Annotated in this window: 21 protein-coding genes; 16 read left to right on the top strand and 5 right to left on the bottom strand. The window is 36.0% G+C overall.

All coding sequences use genetic code 11. The features are described from left to right. Nucleotides 1-210 precede the first annotated feature (210 nt). Nucleotides 211-1503 carry an NCS2 family permease gene (locus NKR74_RS03290; protein WP_253628623.1) on the top strand — a complete coding sequence of 431 codons (1293 nt, stop codon included), beginning with the start codon at nucleotides 211-213 and terminating at the stop codon, nucleotides 1501-1503. Between the two features lie 58 nt (nucleotides 1504-1561). Here the strand turns inward: NKR74_RS03290 and NKR74_RS03295 are convergent, their stop codons facing one another. Beyond that, nucleotides 1562-1999 (bottom strand): GNAT family N-acetyltransferase, encoded by a 438-nt coding sequence (locus NKR74_RS03295; protein ID WP_253628624.1) that lies wholly within the window; start codon nucleotides 1997-1999, stop codon nucleotides 1562-1564. Between the two features lie 157 nt (nucleotides 2000-2156). Then, nucleotides 2157-2900, bottom strand: a complete 744-nt coding sequence (locus tag NKR74_RS03300) for a C39 family peptidase (RefSeq protein WP_253628625.1) — start codon at nucleotides 2898-2900, stop codon at nucleotides 2157-2159. Between the two features lie 289 nt (nucleotides 2901-3189). Here NKR74_RS03300 and NKR74_RS03305 point away from each other — a divergent pair, with 289 nt between their 5' ends. From NKR74_RS03305 to NKR74_RS03355, 11 genes are all read left to right on the top strand, one after another. Next, on the top strand, nucleotides 3190-4596 hold the full coding sequence (locus NKR74_RS03305) for an amino acid permease (protein WP_253628626.1): 1407 nt from the start codon (nucleotides 3190-3192) through the stop codon (nucleotides 4594-4596). A 295-nt stretch (nucleotides 4597-4891) separates the two neighbouring features. Beyond that, the gene (qoxA, locus tag NKR74_RS03310) at nucleotides 4892-5764 is read left to right on the top strand and encodes a cytochrome aa3 quinol oxidase subunit II (RefSeq protein WP_098309076.1); all 873 of its coding nucleotides are present in this window, start codon (nucleotides 4892-4894) and stop codon (nucleotides 5762-5764) included. Nucleotides 5765-5797: 33 nt separating this feature from the next. Beyond that, on the top strand, nucleotides 5798-7732 hold the full coding sequence (gene qoxB / locus NKR74_RS03315; RefSeq protein WP_141525027.1) for a cytochrome aa3 quinol oxidase subunit I: 1935 nt from the start codon (nucleotides 5798-5800) through the stop codon (nucleotides 7730-7732). Between the two features lie 13 nt (nucleotides 7733-7745). After that, entirely contained in the window at nucleotides 7746-8348 is a 603-nt protein-coding gene (gene qoxC, locus NKR74_RS03320; RefSeq protein ID WP_253628627.1) for a cytochrome aa3 quinol oxidase subunit III, read from the top strand. Between the two features lie 2 nt (nucleotides 8349-8350). Continuing rightward, a complete protein-coding gene (gene qoxD / locus NKR74_RS03325) occupies nucleotides 8351-8662 on the top strand; it encodes a cytochrome aa3 quinol oxidase subunit IV (RefSeq protein WP_098309079.1) in 312 nt (103 codons plus the stop codon). Nucleotides 8663-9010: 348 nt separating this feature from the next. Further along, complete coding sequence (locus tag NKR74_RS03330) at nucleotides 9011-9235, top strand: DUF4022 family protein (protein WP_098309080.1); 225 nt, start codon at nucleotides 9011-9013, stop codon at nucleotides 9233-9235. 273 nt (nucleotides 9236-9508) lie between these two features. Beyond that, nucleotides 9509-10684, top strand: coding sequence for a M20 family metallopeptidase (locus NKR74_RS03335; protein ID WP_098309081.1), 1176 nt, complete (start codon nucleotides 9509-9511; stop codon nucleotides 10682-10684). A 116-nt stretch (nucleotides 10685-10800) separates the two neighbouring features. Further along, nucleotides 10801-12270, top strand: coding sequence for a spore germination protein (locus NKR74_RS03340; protein ID WP_098309082.1), 1470 nt, complete (start codon nucleotides 10801-10803; stop codon nucleotides 12268-12270). Between the two features lies 1 nt (nucleotide 12271). Beyond that, entirely contained in the window at nucleotides 12272-13390 is a 1119-nt protein-coding gene (locus NKR74_RS03345; protein ID WP_098309083.1) for a GerAB/ArcD/ProY family transporter, read from the top strand. Then, nucleotides 13374-14561, top strand: a complete 1188-nt coding sequence (locus NKR74_RS03350) for a Ger(x)C family spore germination protein (RefSeq protein ID WP_098309084.1) — start codon at nucleotides 13374-13376, stop codon at nucleotides 14559-14561. The genes NKR74_RS03345 and NKR74_RS03350 overlap by 17 nt, the downstream gene beginning before the upstream one ends. Nucleotides 14562-14577: 16 nt before the next feature. Beyond that, nucleotides 14578-14718: a hypothetical protein gene (locus NKR74_RS03355; RefSeq protein ID WP_098309085.1), complete on the top strand. Its 141-nt coding sequence runs from the start codon at nucleotides 14578-14580 to the stop codon at nucleotides 14716-14718. Nucleotides 14719-14735: 17 nt separating this feature from the next. Here NKR74_RS03355 and NKR74_RS03360 read toward each other — a convergent pair whose 3' ends face one another. From NKR74_RS03360 to NKR74_RS03370, 3 genes are read right to left on the bottom strand one after another with little or no spacing between them, the layout of a single operon-like run. Continuing rightward, nucleotides 14736-16136 carry a nucleoside recognition domain-containing protein gene (locus NKR74_RS03360; protein ID WP_098309086.1) on the bottom strand — a complete coding sequence of 467 codons (1401 nt, stop codon included), beginning with the start codon at nucleotides 16134-16136 and terminating at the stop codon, nucleotides 14736-14738. Then, entirely contained in the window at nucleotides 16114-16836 is a 723-nt protein-coding gene (locus tag NKR74_RS03365) for a FeoB small GTPase domain-containing protein (RefSeq protein ID WP_098309087.1), read from the bottom strand. The genes NKR74_RS03360 and NKR74_RS03365 overlap by 23 nt, the downstream gene beginning before the upstream one ends. Next, the gene (locus NKR74_RS03370; RefSeq protein ID WP_098309088.1) at nucleotides 16833-17090 is read right to left on the bottom strand and encodes a FeoA family protein; all 258 of its coding nucleotides are present in this window, start codon (nucleotides 17088-17090) and stop codon (nucleotides 16833-16835) included. The genes NKR74_RS03365 and NKR74_RS03370 overlap by 4 nt, the downstream gene beginning before the upstream one ends. 669 nt (nucleotides 17091-17759) lie before the next feature. Here NKR74_RS03370 and NKR74_RS03375 point away from each other — a divergent pair. From NKR74_RS03375 to arsR, 4 genes are all read left to right on the top strand, one after another. Beyond that, entirely contained in the window at nucleotides 17760-18659 is a 900-nt protein-coding gene (locus NKR74_RS03375; RefSeq protein WP_141525028.1) for a phosphate ABC transporter substrate-binding protein PstS family protein, read from the top strand. A gap of 69 nt (nucleotides 18660-18728) precedes the next feature. Further along, nucleotides 18729-19613, top strand: a complete 885-nt coding sequence (gene pstC / locus NKR74_RS03380; RefSeq protein ID WP_141525029.1) for a phosphate ABC transporter permease subunit PstC — start codon at nucleotides 18729-18731, stop codon at nucleotides 19611-19613. A 2-nt stretch (nucleotides 19614-19615) separates the two neighbouring features. Continuing rightward, the gene (gene pstA, locus NKR74_RS03385; protein WP_253628628.1) at nucleotides 19616-20533 is read left to right on the top strand and encodes a phosphate ABC transporter permease PstA; all 918 of its coding nucleotides are present in this window, start codon (nucleotides 19616-19618) and stop codon (nucleotides 20531-20533) included. A gap of 342 nt (nucleotides 20534-20875) precedes the next feature. Then, complete coding sequence (arsR, locus tag NKR74_RS03390) at nucleotides 20876-21181, top strand: arsenical resistance operon transcriptional regulator ArsR (protein WP_098309092.1); 306 nt, start codon at nucleotides 20876-20878, stop codon at nucleotides 21179-21181. Nucleotides 21182-21227 lie beyond the last annotated feature (46 nt).

Below are 21227 nucleotides of genomic sequence, written 5' to 3' on the forward strand. Positions count from 1 at the left end.
ATGTTTTCTGTACTATATCTATAGAACGTTAAATTTAATTTTAAAATTCGAACTATTAGTAAGTATATTGACGCTCTTTTTTAGTAATTGATAAGATTAAGTATTATATTTTTTCGCGCAATAAAAGCCTCATTATTATTGCTGTTAGAAGAAGTTAATTTGAGAAGGTAGTTATAATCATAATTTTATTAAGTAGGAAGGATAGCTAATATGTTTCAATTAAAGAAATACAATACTTCTGTAAAGCAGGAGGTTTTAGCTGGTATTACGACGTTTTTCACATTTGCGTACATTCTTGTCATCAATCCGAAGATTTTGTCTGATGCAGGAGTGCCGTTCGATCAAGCCTTTACGGCAACAATTATTGCAACAATTGTTGGAACATTATGCATGGCATTTTTAGCAAATTACCCAATCGTGATTGCACCGGCAATGGGAATGAATGCCTACTTCGCGTACTCTGTTGTTCAAAACGCAGAAGGCATTACATACGTTATTGCATTTTCAGCTGTATTTTTGACAGGTATTATTTTTCTTTTACTTTCATTTACATCATTTCGTCAAAAACTAATTGAGGCGATTCCGGATAGTTTAAAGCATGCGATTGCAGCAGGAATCGGTTTGTTCATTGCATTTATAGGGCTTCGTTTATCTGGTATTATCGTAGATCATCCTACAAACTTAGTTACCATTGGAAATTTTCATTCTCCCTCTGTTGTGCTAACGTTAATTGGTTTAGTGTTAGCTGCAGTATTAATGGCATTAAACGTAAGTGGTGCACTGTTTATAAGTATGATTGTAACGGGAGTAATTGCCTTTTTTACAGGACAATTGGAGTTTAGCGATAAACTTGTAGCAGTTCCGCATTTACCAGAAGGAATGATTACATTTAACCCGATTCACGCTGTGACGGATGTAATTGAATACGGATTATATGGTATTGTTTTTTCATTTTTGCTTGTATTGTTATTTGATACAACAGGAGCATTGCTTGGGTTAATTAAGCAGACTGGTTTAAAGACAGATAATGCAGAAGGGCGTTTTGGAAAAGCATTTATTGCAGATGCAATTGGAGGAACAGTAGGAGCAATGTTTGGAACAAGTCCAACAGCTGCTACAATCGAATCTTCTGCTGGTATTGCAGCAGGAGGGAAGACAGGATTAACAGGTATAGTCGTTGTTGGATTAACAATTATTACAGCTTTCTTTAGTCCTGTAATTGCATCATTATCAAGTGTAGCGGCAATTACAGCACCTTCTCTTATTATTGTTGGTAGCCTAATGGCGCAAAATGTTCGGGAAGTAAATTGGAATGACTTTGAAGATGCGCTTCCAGCATTCTTTATTTTCGTTGGTATTCCGCTCACATCAAGTATTGCGAACGGTATAGCACTTGGCTTCTTAATTTATCCAATTTTAAAAATTGTAAAAGGAAAAGGAAAGGAAGTACATCCGTTTCTTTATTTCTTTGCAATATTATTTGGTTGTCATTTGTTTTTATAATAAGTTAAAAAAAGAGCTTCTCGTAGGAGACGCTCTTTTTTGTACATAGTAAAATAGATTATAAGATTTTGTACATTAATTTGTGTAATCCAATTGGCGGAATATCGAATACTTCACCATATTCTTGAAATCCTAATCGTATATAATAATCTGCAACAGTGATTCGGGCATTACACCATAGAAGCTGTGCACGGCGCTCTGTTAATATTGCTTCAGCACTGTGAATTAGAGTACTTCCAGCATGCTGTTTGCGGAAATTTTGTCTTGTGGCCATTCCTCTTAAGCGATAATGAATGCCTTCTCCTAAAGAAGGATGTGTTTCATAAGAAAAGGAAGCAATACTAATAAGCATATTGTTCATAAATGCTCCGAGGTGAAAGGTATTTTCTTCATTATCAGAAGTATATTTACAGTCTTCTAAACTTTGATTAGGCCGTAAAATTTCGTGGCGAAGTGCATATGTTTGCGAGCAATCAATTCGCTTTATTTCGACCATACACATACCTCTCTTCTTATGTCATATTAACGGACAGGAACAGCTCTTATTTATCGGTTTTATCCCGCATTAACGCCCCACCTCAAGATTCAGAGAAAATCGAAGAAGATAGGTGGGGGATGAAGCCCCATCTACTGATGGAAGTTCCCCTTTATTTTCATAGAATAGTAATTGCTTGTTTCCCCATTTGTTCCCATGCTTTTTCAAATTGAGCACGCGGAATACCTTTACGCGGTTTGTTTGCCAATGGATCATTTACATATACAAAATTTTGATCATAACCAACAATAACAGCGCTATGTTCATAATATGTAATCTTTACTTCTCCAGAATCTGTGTTCCAAGTTTCAAAGCTTCCCTCATCTAGCGGCTGAAAAGTTGTATTGACAATAACCCATACCGGTGAACCAGCACTAAGCACTTTATATATATCTTCTATCTCTCTTCCTGTTAAATCAATTGTTTTATCTGGAACATATTTTTGTGCTAATTGAAAAATCGGCTGATGGTATACACCGTAGCCTGGTTTAGACTTTGTATAAATATTTCCTACAAATCCTTCATGAGGATTTCCTCGCAAGCCGTTCGCCTCAAACGGTACACGTTCAATTTCATCCGCAAGCTCCATTTTGTCAACTTGAATTCCTTTATATTGCAGTAACATTGCTAAACTTGTCACTTCACAACCTCTTTCTAATTCAGGAAGTTGCTTTATAAATGGCACATTTTCAATCATCGCTTGATCCTTCATTTCATATGAAAAGTCTAAGCGGAGTTCCTCAGTTTTTTGTAAAATTTTATTTTTCCCTGTTTCAATTACTCCCATAACATCCTTACTGCATGCCGCACTAACAATAACTCCAATCCCTAAAACACATATGTATTTGACCATCCTAAACATATATCTAACTCCATTACATAATTATTTTCTTACATTTTCCAAAATAATACTCTCTTTATTGTACCGTTGTTTTCACTAGTTTACTAGAATGATTATACGAATTGTTATTTTTGTATACCGTCATAAAATTCGTATTTTTTAAAATAAAAAGATTTTTTTGATATACAATTTCAGAATATTTTGTTAGAATAAAACATGCTTAACTTAGTGAACCTTCTTCATTAAGGATAAGCGAATTAACTAGGGGATTTAATTGTAATTCTACTAAAAAATATGAGGTGAGGGGTATATGATACAGAAAGATAATCAGCAAAATGAACTAAAACGTACGATGCAAAGTAGACACCTCTTTATGATTGCTCTAGGGGGAGTTATCGGAACAGGGTTATTTATGGGGTCAGGGCAAATTGTTCACAACGCTGGACCTGGCGGAGCTATTCTTGCCTATTTAGTTGGCGGATTTGTTATGTATTTAACTATGCTTTGTCTCGGAGAGCTAACAGTTGCGATGCCTGAAGCTGGCTCTTTCCAAAGCTACGCTAGCCGATTTATTTCACCTGGTTTTGGATTTGTCGTAGGATGGATGTATTGGCTAAACTGGGCTGTTACCGTTGGAGTTGAACTAACGACTGTCAGCATTTTAATGAAACGTTGGTTCCCAGATGTTTCATCTTGGATATGGTGTGTTGTATTCGCTGCCGTGCTCTTTATTGTAAACGCTTCATCTGCACGTGCATACGCAGAAGCTGAATTTTGGTTTGCGAGTATTAAGGTAATAACGATTATTGTATTTATTATACTCGGCGGTGCCGTCATGTTTGGTCTATTAGACTTTAACGGTAAACCGGCGCCAATGTTACATAACTTCACAGAAAATGGCGGATTATTTCCAAACGGACTTCCAGCTGTTCTTCTTACAATGATTACCGTTAACTTTGCGTTCCAAGGAACAGAGTTAATCGGTATTGCCTCAGCTGAAAGTAAGCAACCGGAAAAAACAGTACCACGTGCTATAAAAAATACAATTTGGCGTACGCTTTTCTTTTTCGTCCTTTCAATTTCTGTGGTCGTTGGATTACTACCGTGGCAAGAAGCAAATCTTGTAGAAAGTCCTTTCGTACTCGTTTTTGACACAGTTGGAATTCCGTATGCAGCAGACATTATGAACTTTGTTATTATTACAGCTGTATTATCGGTAGCAAATTCTGGTTTATATGCAAACTCCCGTATGCTTTGGGCGATGTCAAAACAAGGAATGGCAAGTCCTGCCTTTTCAAAATTAACGAAAAAAGGCGTACCGCTCAATGCATTAATTTTCAGCCTTATATTTGCTAGCCTTTCTCTTTTAACAAGTGTATTCGCTGCTGATACAGTCTTTTTAGTATTAACATCTATTGCAGCGATGGCAGCTGTCGTTGTTTGGATGTCCATTGCTGCATCTCAATTTTTCTTTAGAAGAGAATTTATAAAAAATGGTGGGGATATACGAGAATTAAAATACCGCGCTCCACTTTATCCACTCGTTCCTATTTTGGCGTTCTCTTTAAACTTTGTTACATTCATAAGCTTAGCGTTTATTCCAGATCAACGTATTGCTTTATATTGTGGAATCCCATTCATGATTATTTGTTACATTTTTTATCGTGTAAAATTTAAAAAAATTGTCACATTTGAACAACAAAAAAATGTTTCATGAGTAATAAAATAAATATATGAAATATTCGGCTATTTCAACTTATTATGAGATAGCTTTTTTCTATTTTTTGGATATTCTGGTATAACTTTATTTATCTTAAAATTTTTAAAATCGAGATATGGCGTCAAAAATAGTTTACAATATTAGCAAGTTACAAAAGTTTTTCATCGTAAAAACTGTGTATTTGTGTCTATTTTTTAACAATATCTTAAAAACTATTGCCATCTATAAATTAATAGGTTTATATTGTTTTATTGGCATAGTTTCAATCCAAGGAGAAAGGAGATTTTCAATCGTGCAACTGAAAAAAAAGTTTTGGAAGTTGGCTTCACTTCTTCCACTATCACTACTCTTGTTCCTCGGTGGATGCGACAAAATCGCTGTATTAAATCCACAAGGACCTGTTGCAAAAACACAGTATGATTTAATTGTTTGGTCAATGATACTGATGTCTGTAATTATTCTAGTCGTATTCGTCTTGTTTACAGTTATTTTAATTCGTTACCGTGAAAAACCAGATAATATGGACTATGAGCCACCTGATATACATGGTAATACTCTTTTAGAAATTATCTGGACTATTTTCCCTGTTATCATCGTGATTGCCTTATCAATTCCGACGGTAAAAGCAACATATGCATCGGAAAAGCCTCCAGCACAATCAAAAGATATAAAACCTGTTGAAATTTACGTTACATCTGCAAACTGGAAATGGTTATTCAGTTATCCTGAGGAAGGAATTGAAACCGTTAACTATTTAAATGTACCAGCAGGTGTACCAATTCAATTTAAATTAACTTCTGTCGGTCCAATGAATGCTTTCTGGATTCCAGAACTTGGTGGTATGAAGTATACAATGGATAATATGGTCATGGATTTATACCTACAAGCTGATAAACCAGGTTCTTATACTGGACGTAGTGCAAACTTCTCTGGTGAAGGATTTACTGACATGGAGTTTGAACTTGAAGCTAAAACAAAAGAAGACTACAACAAGTGGGTAACAGAAGTACAAGAAACTGCCCCTAAATTATCAGAAAACAAGTATAAAGAAATTATTGAACCAGGTGTAGTAGGGCGTATGACGTTCTCTAGCAACCATTTAAAATATGTAGATCCAAAATCACTTGAATATTGTGATTACAACTACTACAAAAACAAAAAGTAACAACGACTATTCCAACAGATTGGAGTGAATACAGTGAAGCTTGATGAATTTTTTGTCACAGGCGATCCGATTATCTACGGAGCGGACGTATCTATTGTTCTTGTGACATTAGGAATCCTTTTCGTACTAACAAAGTACAAAAAATGGAGATGGCTTTGGGATGAGTGGTTAACTTCTGTTGACCATAAGAAAATTGGGACTATGTATATTCTTTCAGCGATTTTAATGCTGTTCCGTGGTGGTATGGACGGCTTAATGATCCGTGCCCAATTAACGTTTCCTGACACAACTTATTTAAATGCTGAACACTATAACGGAATCTTTACAACGCACGGCACTGTAATGATTCTCTTCATGGCAATGCCATTTGTTATGGGATTAATGAACATTGTTGTACCTCTTCAAATTGGGGCGCGCGATGTTGCATATCCTTTCTTAAACTCATTAAGTTTTTGGTTATTCTTTGTAGGTGCTATGTTATTTAACATCTCCTTCGTTGTCGGTGGTTCTCCAGACGCTGGATGGACATCGTACTTCCCAATGGCTGGTAAAGAGTTTAGCCAAGGCGTAGGAAACAACTATTATTCAATTGCATTGCAGATTGCGGGTCTCGGTACGCTGATGACAGGGATTAACTTCCTTGTTACGATCTTGAAAATGCGTGCACCTGGCATGAAGTTAATGAAAATGCCAATGTTTACATGGTCTATTTTAATCACATGTGTAATCATTATCTTTGCTTTCCCAGTATTAACAGTTGCTCTTGCATTAATGACATTTGACCGTCTATTTGATGCTCACTTCTTTACGATGGCGAGCGGTGGTATGCCAATGCTTTGGGCGAACTTATTCTGGGTATGGGGTCACCCTGAAGTATATATCGTTATTTTACCGGCATTCGGTATTTTCTCTGAAATCATAAGTACATTCTCGCGTAAACGTCTATTCGGATATAGCGCGATGGTTTACTCAATGATTGCTATCTCAGTTTTAAGTGGTCTTGTATGGCTCCATCACTTCTTTACAATGGGCGCTGGACCATCGGTTAACTCATTCTTCTCGATTTCAACAATGGCGATTTCGATTCCAACCGGTGTTAAAATCTTTAACTGGTTGTTTACAATGTATAAAGGTCGTATTCGTTTTACAGTTCCAATGCTTTGGTCATTGGCGTTTATTCCAAACTTCGTAATCGGTGGAGTTACGGGTGTTATGCTTGCGATGGCAGCAGCTGACTATCAGTACCATAACAGCTACTTCCTAGTTGCTCACTTCCACTACGTATTAATTGCAGGTACAGTATTTGCGATGCTTGCTGGATTTACATTCTGGTATCCAAAAATCACAGGTCATATGCTAAATGAACGCCTTGGTAAATGGACATTCTGGATCTTTATGAGCGGATTTAACATCTGTTTCTTCCCAATGTACTTCCTAGGTTTAGACGGTATGACACGTCGTATGTACACATACTCTGCAAACCTTGGATGGGGCGGATTAAACATGATCGCATCTGTTGGTGCAGTAATGATGGGTATCGGCTTTATCTTATTATGCTACAACGTAGTTTACAGCATTCGTCATGGCGAGCGTGATTTAACTGGAGATCCTTGGGATGGCCGTACACTTGAATGGGCAACACAGTCTCCTGTACAACATTACAACTTTGCAGTAGTACCAGAAATTAAGCAAAGCGATATATTCTGGGAAATGAAGAAAAACGGTGAGTCTATTACACCAAAACCTGAAGACTTGAAACCAATTCATATGCCAAGCAATTCAGGTGTTCCAATTATTATGTCTTGTTTTATTGGTCTTGCAGGTTTTGCATTAGTATTTAGCTGGTTCGGGTTAGCAATTGTCGGTGGTATTGGTATGTTAGCTTGTATGATCTGGCGCTCGTTTGATTACGATAACGGATATTACATTAGCGTAGATGAAATTAAAAAGACAGAACATGTTGCATGAGAGGTGAAACGAAATGGCGGCTTTAGATAAAAGCTTACCTCTAGAATATCAAACTGAACAAAGCAGATTGAATATTTTAGGGTTTTGGATTTTCCTTGGGGCTGAAATCGTGCTATTTGCAACGCTTTTCGCCTCTTACCTAGTATTAGCTGGTAGTACCGCAGGTGGTCCAACACCAGCACAACTTTTCGAAGTAAAGCCTGTTATGATTGAAACACTTTTACTTTTAACAAGTAGTTTCACATGCGGGATCGCAATTCATGAAATGCGTAAAGAAAACAAAAATGGTATGCTCCTATGGTTTATCATTACATTACTGTTAGGCGCTGGCTTCCTTTACATGGAGATTGAAGAATTTGCACTGTACGCAAGCCACGGTGCTACACTACAAACAAGCGGATTCTTATCTGGGTTCTTCGTTCTTCTTGGAACGCATGGTGCCCACGTAACAGGTGGTATCATTTGGGCAGCTTGTGTTATTATCCAAATTTTAAAACGAGGACTAACACCAGTTACAGCTCGTAAAGTATTTATTATCAGCTTATACTGGCATTTCCTTGATGTTGTTTGGATCTTCATTTACACACTAGTTTACTTGAACGGGATGGTGGCGTAATAATGGGACAAAACAATACACAAGCAAATCAACACGCTCATAGCGGATTTCCATGGTCACACGTTTTCGGATTTATTTTATCACTTGCATTAACGTTCCTTGCTTTATATGTAGCGTTATATACAAGTTTGCCATTTGCAACAATCTTAACGAGCATTCTTATAATGGCAGTGGCACAAGCCGCGTTACAATTAGTTATGTTTATGCACATGACAGAAGGAGAAGGCACAATACAAACACTCACAATCGTATTCCACTTCTTCATCGCTGCAGTAACGGTTGTTGGTACGGTTTGGATTTTCTTCTCTATGTAACACGCATTTTCAAAAGTCTGTTGGGGCAATGCCTCAGCAGGCTTTTTTATATCCCTTAAATACTTATATACATATAATGGTTTAGCACTGCGTCTTCTCCCCCCCTTACATAATGTACTCATTATTCAAAATTATTAATATCTCATGGTACTACGAAACTATAGCATGGAGATTCCTCCTTTTTAGCAGGCTTAAAAGAACATATTTAATGTAATTTCATCTTATTCTTTATAGAAAGAGATTAATTCATTAAAGCTTAATTGTGCAATAAGCTCGCAATATTCCTTAAGTTACATTTTTTGTATGGTAAAATATTACTATCATATGTTGCTAAGGAAGTGTTAAGACATGTCAATATCAACTTTAGCTCTTTTATTACTCGGGGAAGTACTTATCGCAATTATACTGATTGGCCTCAGCATTGAAATTTGGAGTTATGGATGGAAAAAAACAAACGGAGTAAAGTATTCTTGCATGTTGCTTTCTCTTATTATTGGAACCAGTAGCATATTGGGGCTTTGTATAGCACCAGCCTATTTTTTCATACAACTTACAGATAAGGTAAAATTTTAACTATATGGCTATTGATTATTAGTTGAACCAATCGGGCTTTTACGGGCAGTAAAATCCCCCACCTAACTTCTTCGATTTTCTCTGAATCTTGAGGTGGGGGTCTTACTATCCGTTAATGCGGGATAAAAAAGCTATCAAACCCGATAGCTTTTTTATTTTTTAAAATTCATAAATCAATAACATTTAATAGTAAAAATTATCAGAATAATGTTTGTTTTGTTGGCTGTACGCGCTATAATAACAGGTAATTTAGTGGAGAAAGGATGATTGTATATGGATATTATACAAGAAGCATCTATTTCGAAAGAGCAGCTTATTCAATGGAGAAGACATTTTCATATGTATCCTGAGCTTTCTTATCATGAAGAAAAAACATCTCAAACGGTTTACGACATACTACAAACATTTCCTCATCTAGAAGTTTCGCGTCCAACGCAGTATAGTGTGATGGCAAAATTGGTTGGTAAACAGCCAGGAAGAACAATTGCGCTTCGTGCTGATATGGACGCACTACCTATTGAAGAAGAGAATGAGTTTGATTTTGTTTCTAGATATCAAGGAGTTATGCACGCGTGTGGACATGATGGACATATTGCGATGTTACTTGGAACAGCATACACACTTTCACAAAAACGGGATCAAATTCAAGGTGAAATTCGTTTTTTGTTTCAACATGCTGAGGAGAACTTTCCGGGCGGTGCACAGGAAATGGTTGACGCTGGTGTTATGGAAGGGGTCGATTATATTATTGGTGCACACCTTTGGGCACCACTGGAAGTTGGGAAAATTGGTGTTGTATATGGTCCAGCAATGGCTGCTCCTGATGCGTTTTCGATTACGATTGTGGGAAAAGGCGGGCATGCTGGTATTCCGCATGAAACGGTTGATAGTATTGCAATTGGCACGCAAGTTGTTTCTCAATTACAACAAATTGTCTCCAGGCTTACTAATCCGTTAGATTCATTAGTGTTATCTGTAACACAATTTCATGCAGGGACAACTCATAATGTAATTCCTGACAGTGCGACAATTGGAGGAACAGTAAGAAGTTTACGAGATGAGCTTCGGAAGCAAACAGCAGAGCGAATTGAGAGAATTGTAAAATGTATTACAGAGGCATACGGGGCATCTTATACATTTACATATGAATATGGATATCGCCCAGTTGTAAATGAAGAGAATGTAACAAGGCATGTAGAAAATACGGCATTGCAACTTTTAGGAAGGGAACAAGTTGTTCATTTACAGCCGACGATGGCTGGAGAAGACTTTTCCGCGTTCTTGCAAAAAGCCCCAGGTACATTTTTCTTTATTGGAGCTGGAAATCAAGAGAAGAGAATTATATATCCACATCATCATCCGCTTTTTACAATTGACGAGGATGCCTTGCCAGTCGGTGTAGAAATATTTGTTTCGTCTGTTTTGAATTTCATGAGAAATAGGGAATAAGATAGTGTTTTACTCGAGTTATCCTGTTACAAAAGGATAGCTCTTTTTGTATATATTTGTTTGAAGTGGAGAAATATAACTACAACATTTTGAAAAAAGAAAGTTAGATGATAAAGATGATTCAGTTAGATGCTAACTTATCGAAAATTACCAATGCAATTCGAGAAAAGTTAGATTCGCCTAATGACTTAACTGTGCGTGAATTTTCTCTTTCAGGAACAAACGATCGATGTGCAGTTATATTTTTATGCGGACTAAGCAATAAAGACATGATTTATCGTTTTGTTATTCGTCCATTGCAGTATGAAGACATTCCTAAACAAGCTCCAATTATGCAAACATTAATCGATCAATTTTTATCAGTTGGAGAAGTGAGTATCGCAAAGACATTTCCGGATGTTATGAATGCACTATTAGCAGGCGATACAATTGTGCTACTGGATGGTATTCCTTCTGCAATAATTGTAAATTTTCGTGAATGGGAGAAACGAAGTCTCGATTCACCTTCTGCGGAGACAATCATTCGAGGGCCTAATTTAGGATTTATTGAAGATGTGAATGTAAACAAAATGTTAATTCGGCGTCACATACGTGACCCACAATTACGTTTTCATTCCTATATTATGGGGAAACGTTCACAGAAGGAAGTAACACTAGCTTACATTGAAGATATTATTAATCCTTATATTGTAAAAGAATTAAACCGGAGACTGCAGTCTATTGAAACAGATATTATTTTTGAAACAGGAACGATTGAACAACTCATACAAGATAATAGTTTGTCTCCTTTCCCTCAATTTTTAAATACAGAAAGACCAGATAACGTCGCAGCTTCACTTGCAAAAGGGAAAGCAGCTATTTTAGTAGATGGTTCTCCGTTTGCACTTATTGCTCCAATGGTGATGATTGACATATTTCAATCACCGGAAGACCACTATGAACGTTGGATGATTGGAACGTTGTTAAGAGGACTTCGAATGTTAGCGGGCACGATTGCGATTTTATTACCGGCTATGTATGTAGCTCTTGTCTCTTATCATCAAGGGCTTATCCCCTCTACTCTTGCATATTCAATTGCTGGAGCAAGAGAAGGTGTTCCGTTTCCAGCATATATTGAAGCGCTCATAATGGCTTTTACAATGGAGCTGATTCGTGAAGCTGGAATTCGTCTTCCGAAGCCAATGGGGCCAACGATTGGTATTGTAGGAGGCCTTGTTATTGGGGAAGCTGCTGTAAGTGCCGGTATTGTAAATCCATTTCTTGTCATTATTATTGCAGTCACGGCCGTAGCTACATTTTCACTACCAGTATATAGTATTACAATTACCTTTCGTATTTTATTGTTTGCGTTTATGTTGGCCGCTACAGTCTTTGGCTTGTATGGAATTATTTTAGGATTAATTGCCTTAGCAATTCATATCGTAAATTTAACGAGTGTTGGAGTACCATATTCTGCACCGATTGCACCTGCTTTTTATAAAGATTGGAAAGAAGATGTTGTACGTTTGTCTAAAGCAATGTTGAAAGAAAGACCGGAGTACTTACAACCAAAGGATAAAACGCTGCGTTCAAAGGAGAGGGGATGAAGTGAAGTCGTTTGAGTATGGAGATGAAGAAGTTGGTACTCGTGAACTCACGTTTGCTATATCTTCTACCATTATTGGTACAGGTGCACTTGCCATGCCGCGTGTTATGGCGACTCATGCGCTTTTTGCGGATGGATGGATTCTTTTATTCCTAAGTGGGTTAATATGTACTTGTTTTGCGTGGTTTATCATGAAGGTTGCCATTTTATTTCCGAAACAAAATTTTGTTCAATATACGAGCGTGTATTTAACGAAGCCGATTACTTATATTATCTGTTTTATTTTAATACTAACATTTACAGGAATTACGGCTCATGAAGCGCGAACAATTTCTATTATTTCTCAAACCTATTTATTTAGTGATACACCTGTTCAGCTTTTGTCCTTTTTTTATTTGCTCGTTGTTGTTTATGGCGTTTGTGGATCTAGGGCAGGATTATTAAGACTTACTGTTCTGTTTTTACCTATTGTTTTTATTGCTATTATTTTGTTATCGCTGTTAAATGTTAATTTAATGGAATTTGAAAATTTAGCCCCATTTTTTCAAACTAAAATGAGTAAATATATGGGTGGAATCAGAGAATCCGCCTTTACATTTATTGGATTTGAAGTGGGTTTTTTCTATGCTGCTATACTCAAGTCAACAAAAAAAGCCCCTATGGCAGCAGCGAAAGGGGTTATGATTACTGTTTTATCCTATATGTTAATTTATGTTACTTGTATAAGTGTATTTACTTATTTAACAACTAGCACTTTAACATATCCAACGATTGAACTTGGAAAAGAAATTGAAATTGGGGGAGGTTTTCTAGAGAGATTTGATGCAATCTTTTTTATAACATGGATTATTACTGTTTTTAATACAACTGCATTGTATTATGATATCGCTATTTTTTTATTTTGTGCAATGTTTCCTGCAATAAAAAAACATACGTTTATTTTTATTAGTGCACCTATCATTTATGTTGTAAATAATATTCCAGGTAATTTGGATGTGATAAGTAAGTATGGTACATATTTAGCTTGGGTTGACATGTCTGTTATGTTTGTTGTCCCTCTTCTCATTTTTATTTTCTATAAAATAAAAGGAGGGGGGAATAAAAATGAACCTTCTTCTTAAAATAATGAGTTGTCTGTTTTTGATTTTACTTATAAGTGGCTGCTCTGAACGACAGGAAATTGAAGAAAGAGGGTTTGTTGTTGGTGTTGCATTAGACAAGGCAACGAATAAGGGAGAAAAAAGCGAAACGACAACTACCAGTCATTCACCCCTTATAAAAGGAACGTATCAAATTGTGTTGCCTAGTTCTTTAACGCAGCAGGGAAGTAAGCCGTCAAGTGGAAGAAATTACATTAATATTAATGCAACGGCTGATAGTGTATTTGCTCAAATTCGGATTATCTCTAAGAAAATAAGTCGATCCTTATTTTTCCCCCATATAGAAGCGCTCATTTTTTCTGAGGACTTATTGAAGAAACCTTTCGTTTTAGAAGATACATTAGATGTATTTTTTCGTGATCATGAGATGCGAAGGAATATTCGGATCTTTATTTCAAAAGGACGAGCGGAAGAAATTTTAAAGCAGAGTGCAAAACCAGAAAATTTACCCTCTAAATACGTAAGTATGATATCAAATCATGCGCAGAAAAATGCCCAAATGTTAGAAGCAGTTCGAATTGGTGATTTACAAGAAAAAATGTCTGCTGATCGAAGTTTTGTTCTTCCTGTCTTAGGACTAACTAGGCAGGGAATTAAAATGGAAGGAGCAGCTGTATTTCGCGGAAAAGATACTAAATTTGTAGGTAGTCTGAATGGGATGGAAACACTAGGATTAAATTATATTGTTGGAAAAAAAGTAGGGGGCTTTTTTAAAATAAAAAAAGGAAATCAGCTTATTGTATTTGAAATTCGTGACATGCGTCGTAAAATCCATACATTCTTAAAAAATCCTACAAAGCCTAAATTTGTAATTGATGTATATTTAGACGGAACATTAGCAGAAGTGTATTTAAGGAAAGATAATAAGGCGATGAGTTCTGAAGAAATTAGTAAATACCTTGCCAGTGAAATTGAAAAACAGATACAAAAAACAATTAAGGTTGTCCAAAAAAATTTAAAAGTAGATGCACTTGGATTAGGAGAATATTATAAGCGTCAAAATTATAAGCAATGGATAAAAATTAAAAAAAATTGGGACCAAGGTCAAAATTATTTTAGTACGAGTAACATTATTGTTCGTGTGCATCCAAGTATTGAACATACAGGATCTGTTTTACCAGTAAGAAGGTGAGTAAAGGAGCGGCATAATGTTTACAACTTTAGGGATTATATGTACGATTTTAATGGCAATCCTCCCCTATACTGCTTATTTCATTCATAAAAAAATACAAGAATACGGTGCACAGCCTTGGCAAAAACAAATACAGCAAAAAAAGAAACCCGAATAATACGTTGGGTTTCTTTTTCATATAAGTCCTAACCAATGTACCAATTGTGCCGTAAGGAATGTAACAACAATGGCAATTACAGTAGGGATGGCAAATGAAAGAAATGTCCATTTTGCACTTTTTGTTTCTTTATATATATTAACTAGTGTTGTTCCGCATGGGAAATGCAGAAGGGAGAACAACATCATGTTTAATGCAGTTAGCCAAGTCCAACCGTGATCAAGAAACAGTTGTTTAATTTGTGTTAAATTGTCTAGCTCTGTTAATGAACCTGTTGATAAATAAGCCATTAATAAAATTGGAACAACAATTTCGTTTGCAGGTAAGCCGAGAATAAATGCTGCTAAAATGTATCCGTCAAGGCCAAGTAATTGTGCAAACGGATCTAAAAAATTTACGATATACATAAGAAGACTTGTGTCTCCAATAAATACATTTGCTAATACCCATGTTAATACTGCGGCGGGTGCTGCAACGATAACGGCACGTTTCAGAACGTATATTGATTTATCAAGCGTTGCACGTACGATTGTATCCCAAATTTTTGGCTTTCTATAAGGTGGTAATTCTAACGTATAGTGAGTTGGAACACCTTTTAAAGCTGTTTTTGAGAGTGCCCATGATACGGTTAAAGTTACGATAATGCCAATTACAACCATGCCGACAACAACTCCGGCTGTTACAAGGGTTTGCATACCACCTGTATATCCAGCGGCCATAAATAAAGATGCTAATAAAATAAGCGTTGGCCATCGACCGTTACAAGGAACAAAGTTATTTGTTAAGATTGCGAGCATACGTTCACGAGGTGATTCAATAATACGTGTTGACATAATTGCAGCTGCGTTACATCCAAATCCCATTGCCATTGTTAAAGATTGCTTTCCATGTGCCCCGGCACGTTTAAAGAGACGATCCATGTTAAAAGCAACGCGCGGTAAGTAACCGTAGTTTTCTAATAAAGCAAACATTGGGAAGAAAATAGCCATCGGTGGCAACATAACACTAATAACAGCTCCTGTTCCGCGGAATAAACCGAGAATAAGGATGCCATGTAACCATTCCGGGGCATGCATCGCTTGGAACCAAGCAGTTAAATAACCTTCTGCCCATCCAAAAAATTCAGCGATCATATCAGAAGGAACGTTAGCTCCGGCAATTGTAAGATAAAAAATAACAGATAAAATAGCGAGCATAATAGGGAAACCGAATATAGGAGAAGTAAAGATTCTATCAAGCTTCTCTGAGCGATATAATTTATTTTTATCTGTGTATTGAACCGAATTCTTACAAATATTAGCTGAAGCACGGTAGATATCAACGACAATTTCATCGCGAATGTCTTCTTTAACAAGTGCTTGCGCGCGCTGCACGATATAGTCTAATGGAAGAGCTTTACTGGTTGAATGAGATTCCATTGATTACAACCTCCCTTACAAGTGGTTCTTCATGATGTTTTTGAAGAGATTCTAAGAAGTTCTTATCTCCATCTAGAATGCGCAGTGCAATCCAACGTGCAGGATAGGAATCTCCAAAAACTTTATAGACTTGTGGTTCGAGTTCTTGAATCATCTGTTCTATTTTTTCGTTATAAGTAATTTGAAAAGGAGTACAAATTACTTTTCTATTAGCTACTTTTTCAATTATATTTAACAACTGACCGAGTCCAATTTTATTACGTGCAGAAATTTTTACAACAGGAACTCCAAGCGATTTTGCTAATTTTTTCTCATCGATTATAATTCCTTTCTTTTCTGCTTCGTCAATCAAGTTAACACAAATGACAATTTCTTTTGTCATTTCCATAACTTGCAAGGCTAAGTTCAAGTTTCTTTCCATTGCAGTAGCATCTACAACAACAACTGTTACATCTGGTTTTTCAAAGATAATGTAATCACGTGCAACTTCTTCATCGGCAGAGTTTGAGTATAAGGAATATGTTCCTGGTAAATCGATTACGGTGTAGAGGCTTCCGTTATGTTCATATTCGCCTTCAGCTTTTAATACCGTTTTCCCTGTCCAGTTTCCAGTATGTTGTTTCAATCCAGTTAATGTATTAAATAATGTACTTTTTCCGGTGTTCGGATTTCCTGCTAATGCAATACGATGCTTATTCATTTCGGATCATCTCCTATCAATGTCCCTGTTATTCGTGAACTTTCTTCATTTCGAAGGGCGATTGTCGTGTTACTTACTTGATATGCAATGGGATCGCCAAGCGGACTTTTCTGTAACACTTTAATCGTTGCACCAGGAATAAATCCTAAATCAAGCAGGCGGCGTTTCATGGTTCCTTCTAATTGAACTTTTTCAATTTGTACAAGTTGACCTGTTTTAAAAGTAGAGAGTGGTTGGGTTTTAACCGATACCATAAGAGTTACCTCACTTCTATTTTTTTAGTACGAGTTCAAAATGTTTCCTTAGGGAAACATTTTGTTAATAACATACTAGGTTATATTGAGCGTTGTTGTCAATTACTACTTTAAAAATATTCAGGTATTTTTTGAATGGTTCCTATAACATCTTAAAAAAAGTAGTTCCAAAGGCGTTTGCCGATGGAATAGAGGGGTTGTGCCATCAGGCAGCTGTGTCAACTCCACTCGTGTTAAGCATCTCTTGAAGGTGATACACGAGAAACCCTCACTTCAAGATCCAAAGGAGATAAGTGGCGGGAGTTTTCATATGGCTAACTTGCATGTTATTCCATGTTTTGTTGTGGATGTTGGTGTTTTAACAAGGGGAAGTAAAGCTTTTGGAAAAAACATCTTAACAAAAGCGTAAAAGCGAGGATAAGAATTTACAATCAATTTACATTCTTAAAATTAAATTTACAATACGTTCTGTTTCTTAAGGTTTTTTACTTGTTTTATGTTAAAAACAATGAATATATAAGGATTTTTCTATGAATCCCCTGTCTTTACTTAAAATTAAAAAACGCTTAACACTGACATAATATTATTATCCTACAATGAATTTGTACTACGAGATATGCACATAATAATGTAGAAATGAAAAGTGATAATCAAATGGGGGTACAAGACATGGTTATGAAAAAAGGCTTTAAATTTTCGTTAGCGGCATTAGTGGTTGCTGGTGCTTTAGTAGGTTGTGGGAAAGCAGACACTACAAAGACAGAAACTGCTAAAGGTGGTAACGAAGCGAAGCAAGAATTATCCGGTACAATTACAGCAGCTGGTTCTACGGCGCTTCAACCACTTGCAGAAGAAGCTGCTAAAGAATTTATGGGAGAAAATTCAAAAGTATCAATTACGGTTCAAGGTGGCGGTAGTGGAACTGGAATTAACCAAGTAGCTTCTGGCGCTGTTCAAGTTGGTAACTCTGATGTTCCTGCTGCAGATAAAATAAAAGAAGCAGATAAAGCAAAAGAATTAGTTGATAACAAAGTTGCAGGTATCGGATTTGCGTTAGTTGTAAATAAAGATGTAAATGTTGATAACTTAACATTAAAACAAGTACAAGATATTTTCTCTGGTAAAGTTACAAACTGGAAAGAAGTTGGCGGAAAAGACGAAAAGATTAATGTAATTAATCGTCCAGCGGCTTCTGGTACACGTGCTACATTTGAAAAAACAGTTATGAAAGATGCAAAAATTAACGATGCTACAGGTACAACACAAGATTCAAACGGTGCAGTAGAGCAAGCGATCAACTCTACACCAGGATCTATTAGTTATTTAGCTAACTCTTACATGGTTGGTGACAAAAAAGGTACTTTAAAAACAATGAAAATTGATGGTGTAGAACCAACAACTGAAAATATTTCTTCTGGTAAATATCCGTTTTGGTCTTATGAATACATGATTACAAAAGGTGAAGCAAAAGACGCAACAAAAGGTTACATTGATTATGTAAAAGGTAAAGACTTCGAGAAGAAAGTAGAAGAAATGGGTTACATCCCAATGTCTAAATTAAAGCAATAATATAAAACGGGCTGGCTATTTAGCCAGTCTTGTTCATTTCAATATGGGAAGTAAGGTTGTGGTCTTGTGATGAAGGGGAAAAAACAAATTAACTACGTAAAAAGTGAATATATTGGAAGAACACTTGTGACGCTTTGTGGTTTATTAATTGTTGCTGTTACATTAGCTATTATCGCATTCATTTGTGCAAAAGGAATTCAATCATTTACGCAAAGCAATATCTCAATTTCAGAAATATTCACATCAACAAAATGGGCTCCGAATGATGGAAGTTTTGGAGCTGTTATTTTCATAGTTGGATCTACTGCTGTATCTCTCGGTGCAGTAATTATTAGTGCGCCGATTGCAATTGCACTAGCAGTGTTTATGAATTTAATTTCACCAAAGTTTGGAAACAAAGTACTAAAGCCAGTTTTAGAATTATTAGTAGGGATTCCGTCTGTTGTATATGGTTTACTAGGGGTTACCATTTTAATTCCGCTTTTACGTGATTCTTTTGGTGGTGTAGGATTTAGTTTAATTGCAGGTATTGTTGTATTAAGTATTATGATTTTGCCAACGATTGCAAGTATTGCTTCCGATGCAATTCGTGCAGTTCCTTTTGAATATTTAGAAGCCTCTTATGGTTTAGGATCGACGAAATGGCAAGCGATTAGCCGCGTCATTGTTCCGGCGGCGAAAAAGGGGATTTTAACAGGGGTTGTTCTTGGAATAGCTCGTGCTTTTGGTGAAGCATTAGCAGTTCAGATGGTAATTGGTAATACAATAAAATTACCAGAAGGACTATATAGCCCAACTTCAACTTTAACAGGTATTTTGACAATGGATATGACAAATACGTTAAATGGGACAGCTTGGAATAATGCGCTATGGACATTAGCGATGATATTACTTCTTATTTCCTTCTTATTTATCTTAGTAATTCGAGCGATTGGCCAAAGAGGTGAAAGATAACGATGAATGCTAGAACAGTTAATAGTATATGGACAGGGATTTTATATGCGGTTGCAGTGCTTGTAGTCGCTTTACTCGGTTTTCTTGTATACGAAATCTTACGACAAGGTTGGGGATTTTGGGATCCAAATTTTTTATTTGGAGAACCAAGTAATACAACAGCAGGAGGAGGGATTGGTCCTCAATTATTTAATTCCTTCTATATGCTTGTTATTACATTAATTATCTCAATTCCTTTAGGTCTTGGCGCGGGAATTTATCTTGCGGAATATGCAAAGCAAGGTCGATTTTTAAATTTTGTTCGTCTATGTATCGAAACAATGGCATCTTTACCTTCTATTGTAGTTGGTTTATTTGGATTACTTGTGTTTGTTACGATGGCAGGTTGGGGTTATACTGCTATGGGCGGGGCGTTAGCTTTAACGATTTTAAATTTACCAAGTTTAACGCGCGTTTGTGAAAATGCAATTACAGAAATTCCATCTAATGTGAAAGAAGCAAGTCTTGGATTAGGTGCAACAAAGTGGCAAACAATTGTTAGAATTATTCTTCCATCGGCATTACCACAAATTATTACCGGTGTTATTTTAGCGGCTGGACGTATTTTTGGTGAAGCGGCAGCACTAATTTATACAGCTGGATTAACGTCACCAATTTTAAATGCAGCAGCAGATCTTTCAAGTCCTGCTAATCCGTTGAACCCATTTCGACCAGCAGAAACATTAGCAGTGCATATTTGGAAGTTAAATTCTGAGGGAATTGTTCCTGATGCGAAGTTAATTGCAGCAAAATCAGCAGCAGTATTAATTATTATGGTATTACTATTTAATATTCTTGCTCGCTTTATAGCATCTGTACTGCATAAACGCTTTACTGGTACGAAAAAATCTCGTAAAAGTAATAAAGTAAAAGCAGCATAACTTCTTGTATCCTATATAGAATAAAGAGGGTGTCCTAAAAGTTCGATAAAATCGACCTTTTGAGGATGCTCTTTTTTGTTTATACACAATGAAGAGATAGAGAGTGAAAAAAAGTGTCCGATCTATCTTTTTTATAAAAAACGTTTTCAAATCAAACCCCCAACATATTAGACATATATAATGTGTTGGGGACTGTCTTATTATATAAATATGTTCCATTTTGGAGAACTAAAGATTTCTTAATTGAATTAATCAAAAAAATTGATTTAACTGTTGTATTGAACAGAAAGTCTCGCGTATAATAAAAATATCAAAAAAAATTGATGAACGAGGTTGGATGATATGAATAAACAATTTGAACAATATGAGAAGAAATTTAAAGCCCTTGCAGATCAAAAAAGATTAGAAATTATGTATGAACTTTGTCAAAGGGGAAGAACTTGTGTATGTGATTTAACAGAAGTATTTGGGATGACACAATCTAAATTATCTTATCACTTGAAAATTTTATTAGATGCAAATTTAATAATCAAAGAAACGCAAGGTACTTGGAGTTACTACGATTTAAATGATACTGAAGTAAATAATCTATTATCAGAAGAACTTTGTTGTATATTTAGAAAAACAGGAAAAGGAACTTGTTGCTAATTTTTTTAAACTATACATCAATTTTTTTTGATTAATATTATGTAAA

Origin of the sequence: Bacillus sp. 3103sda1 (assembly GCF_024159135.1) — a bacterium.
In the GTDB taxonomy this organism is placed as follows: Bacteria; Bacillota; Bacilli; order Bacillales; family Bacillaceae_G; genus Bacillus_A; species Bacillus_A rhizoplanae.

Coding starts and splice junctions, on each gene's coding strand:
- NKR74_RS03330 (WP_098309080.1), top strand. CDS start 9,011: ATGTCAATATCAACTTTAGCTCTTTTATTACTCGGGGAAGTACTTATC.
- NKR74_RS03335 (WP_098309081.1), top strand. CDS start 9,509: ATGGATATTATACAAGAAGCATCTATTTCGAAAGAGCAGCTTATTCAA.
- NKR74_RS03350 (WP_098309084.1), top strand. CDS start 13,374: ATGAACCTTCTTCTTAAAATAATGAGTTGTCTGTTTTTGATTTTACTT.
- NKR74_RS03360 (WP_098309086.1), bottom strand. CDS start 16,136: ATGGAATCTCATTCAACCAGTAAAGCTCTTCCATTAGACTATATCGTG.
- qoxC (WP_253628627.1), top strand. CDS start 7,746: ATGGCGGCTTTAGATAAAAGCTTACCTCTAGAATATCAAACTGAACAA.
- NKR74_RS03290 (WP_253628623.1), top strand. CDS start 211: ATGTTTCAATTAAAGAAATACAATACTTCTGTAAAGCAGGAGGTTTTA.
- NKR74_RS03375 (WP_141525028.1), top strand. CDS start 17,760: ATGGTTATGAAAAAAGGCTTTAAATTTTCGTTAGCGGCATTAGTGGTT.
- NKR74_RS03365 (WP_098309087.1), bottom strand. CDS start 16,836: ATGAATAAGCATCGTATTGCATTAGCAGGAAATCCGAACACCGGAAAA.
- NKR74_RS03305 (WP_253628626.1), top strand. CDS start 3,190: ATGATACAGAAAGATAATCAGCAAAATGAACTAAAACGTACGATGCAA.
- qoxD (WP_098309079.1), top strand. CDS start 8,351: ATGGGACAAAACAATACACAAGCAAATCAACACGCTCATAGCGGATTT.
- NKR74_RS03340 (WP_098309082.1), top strand. CDS start 10,801: ATGATTCAGTTAGATGCTAACTTATCGAAAATTACCAATGCAATTCGA.
- pstA (WP_253628628.1), top strand. CDS start 19,616: ATGAATGCTAGAACAGTTAATAGTATATGGACAGGGATTTTATATGCG.
- NKR74_RS03355 (WP_098309085.1), top strand. CDS start 14,578: ATGTTTACAACTTTAGGGATTATATGTACGATTTTAATGGCAATCCTC.
- NKR74_RS03370 (WP_098309088.1), bottom strand. CDS start 17,090: ATGGTATCGGTTAAAACCCAACCACTCTCTACTTTTAAAACAGGTCAA.
- pstC (WP_141525029.1), top strand. CDS start 18,729: ATGAAGGGGAAAAAACAAATTAACTACGTAAAAAGTGAATATATTGGA.
- NKR74_RS03295 (WP_253628624.1), bottom strand. CDS start 1,999: ATGGTCGAAATAAAGCGAATTGATTGCTCGCAAACATATGCACTTCGC.
- NKR74_RS03300 (WP_253628625.1), bottom strand. CDS start 2,900: ATGTTTAGGATGGTCAAATACATATGTGTTTTAGGGATTGGAGTTATT.
- arsR (WP_098309092.1), top strand. CDS start 20,876: ATGAATAAACAATTTGAACAATATGAGAAGAAATTTAAAGCCCTTGCA.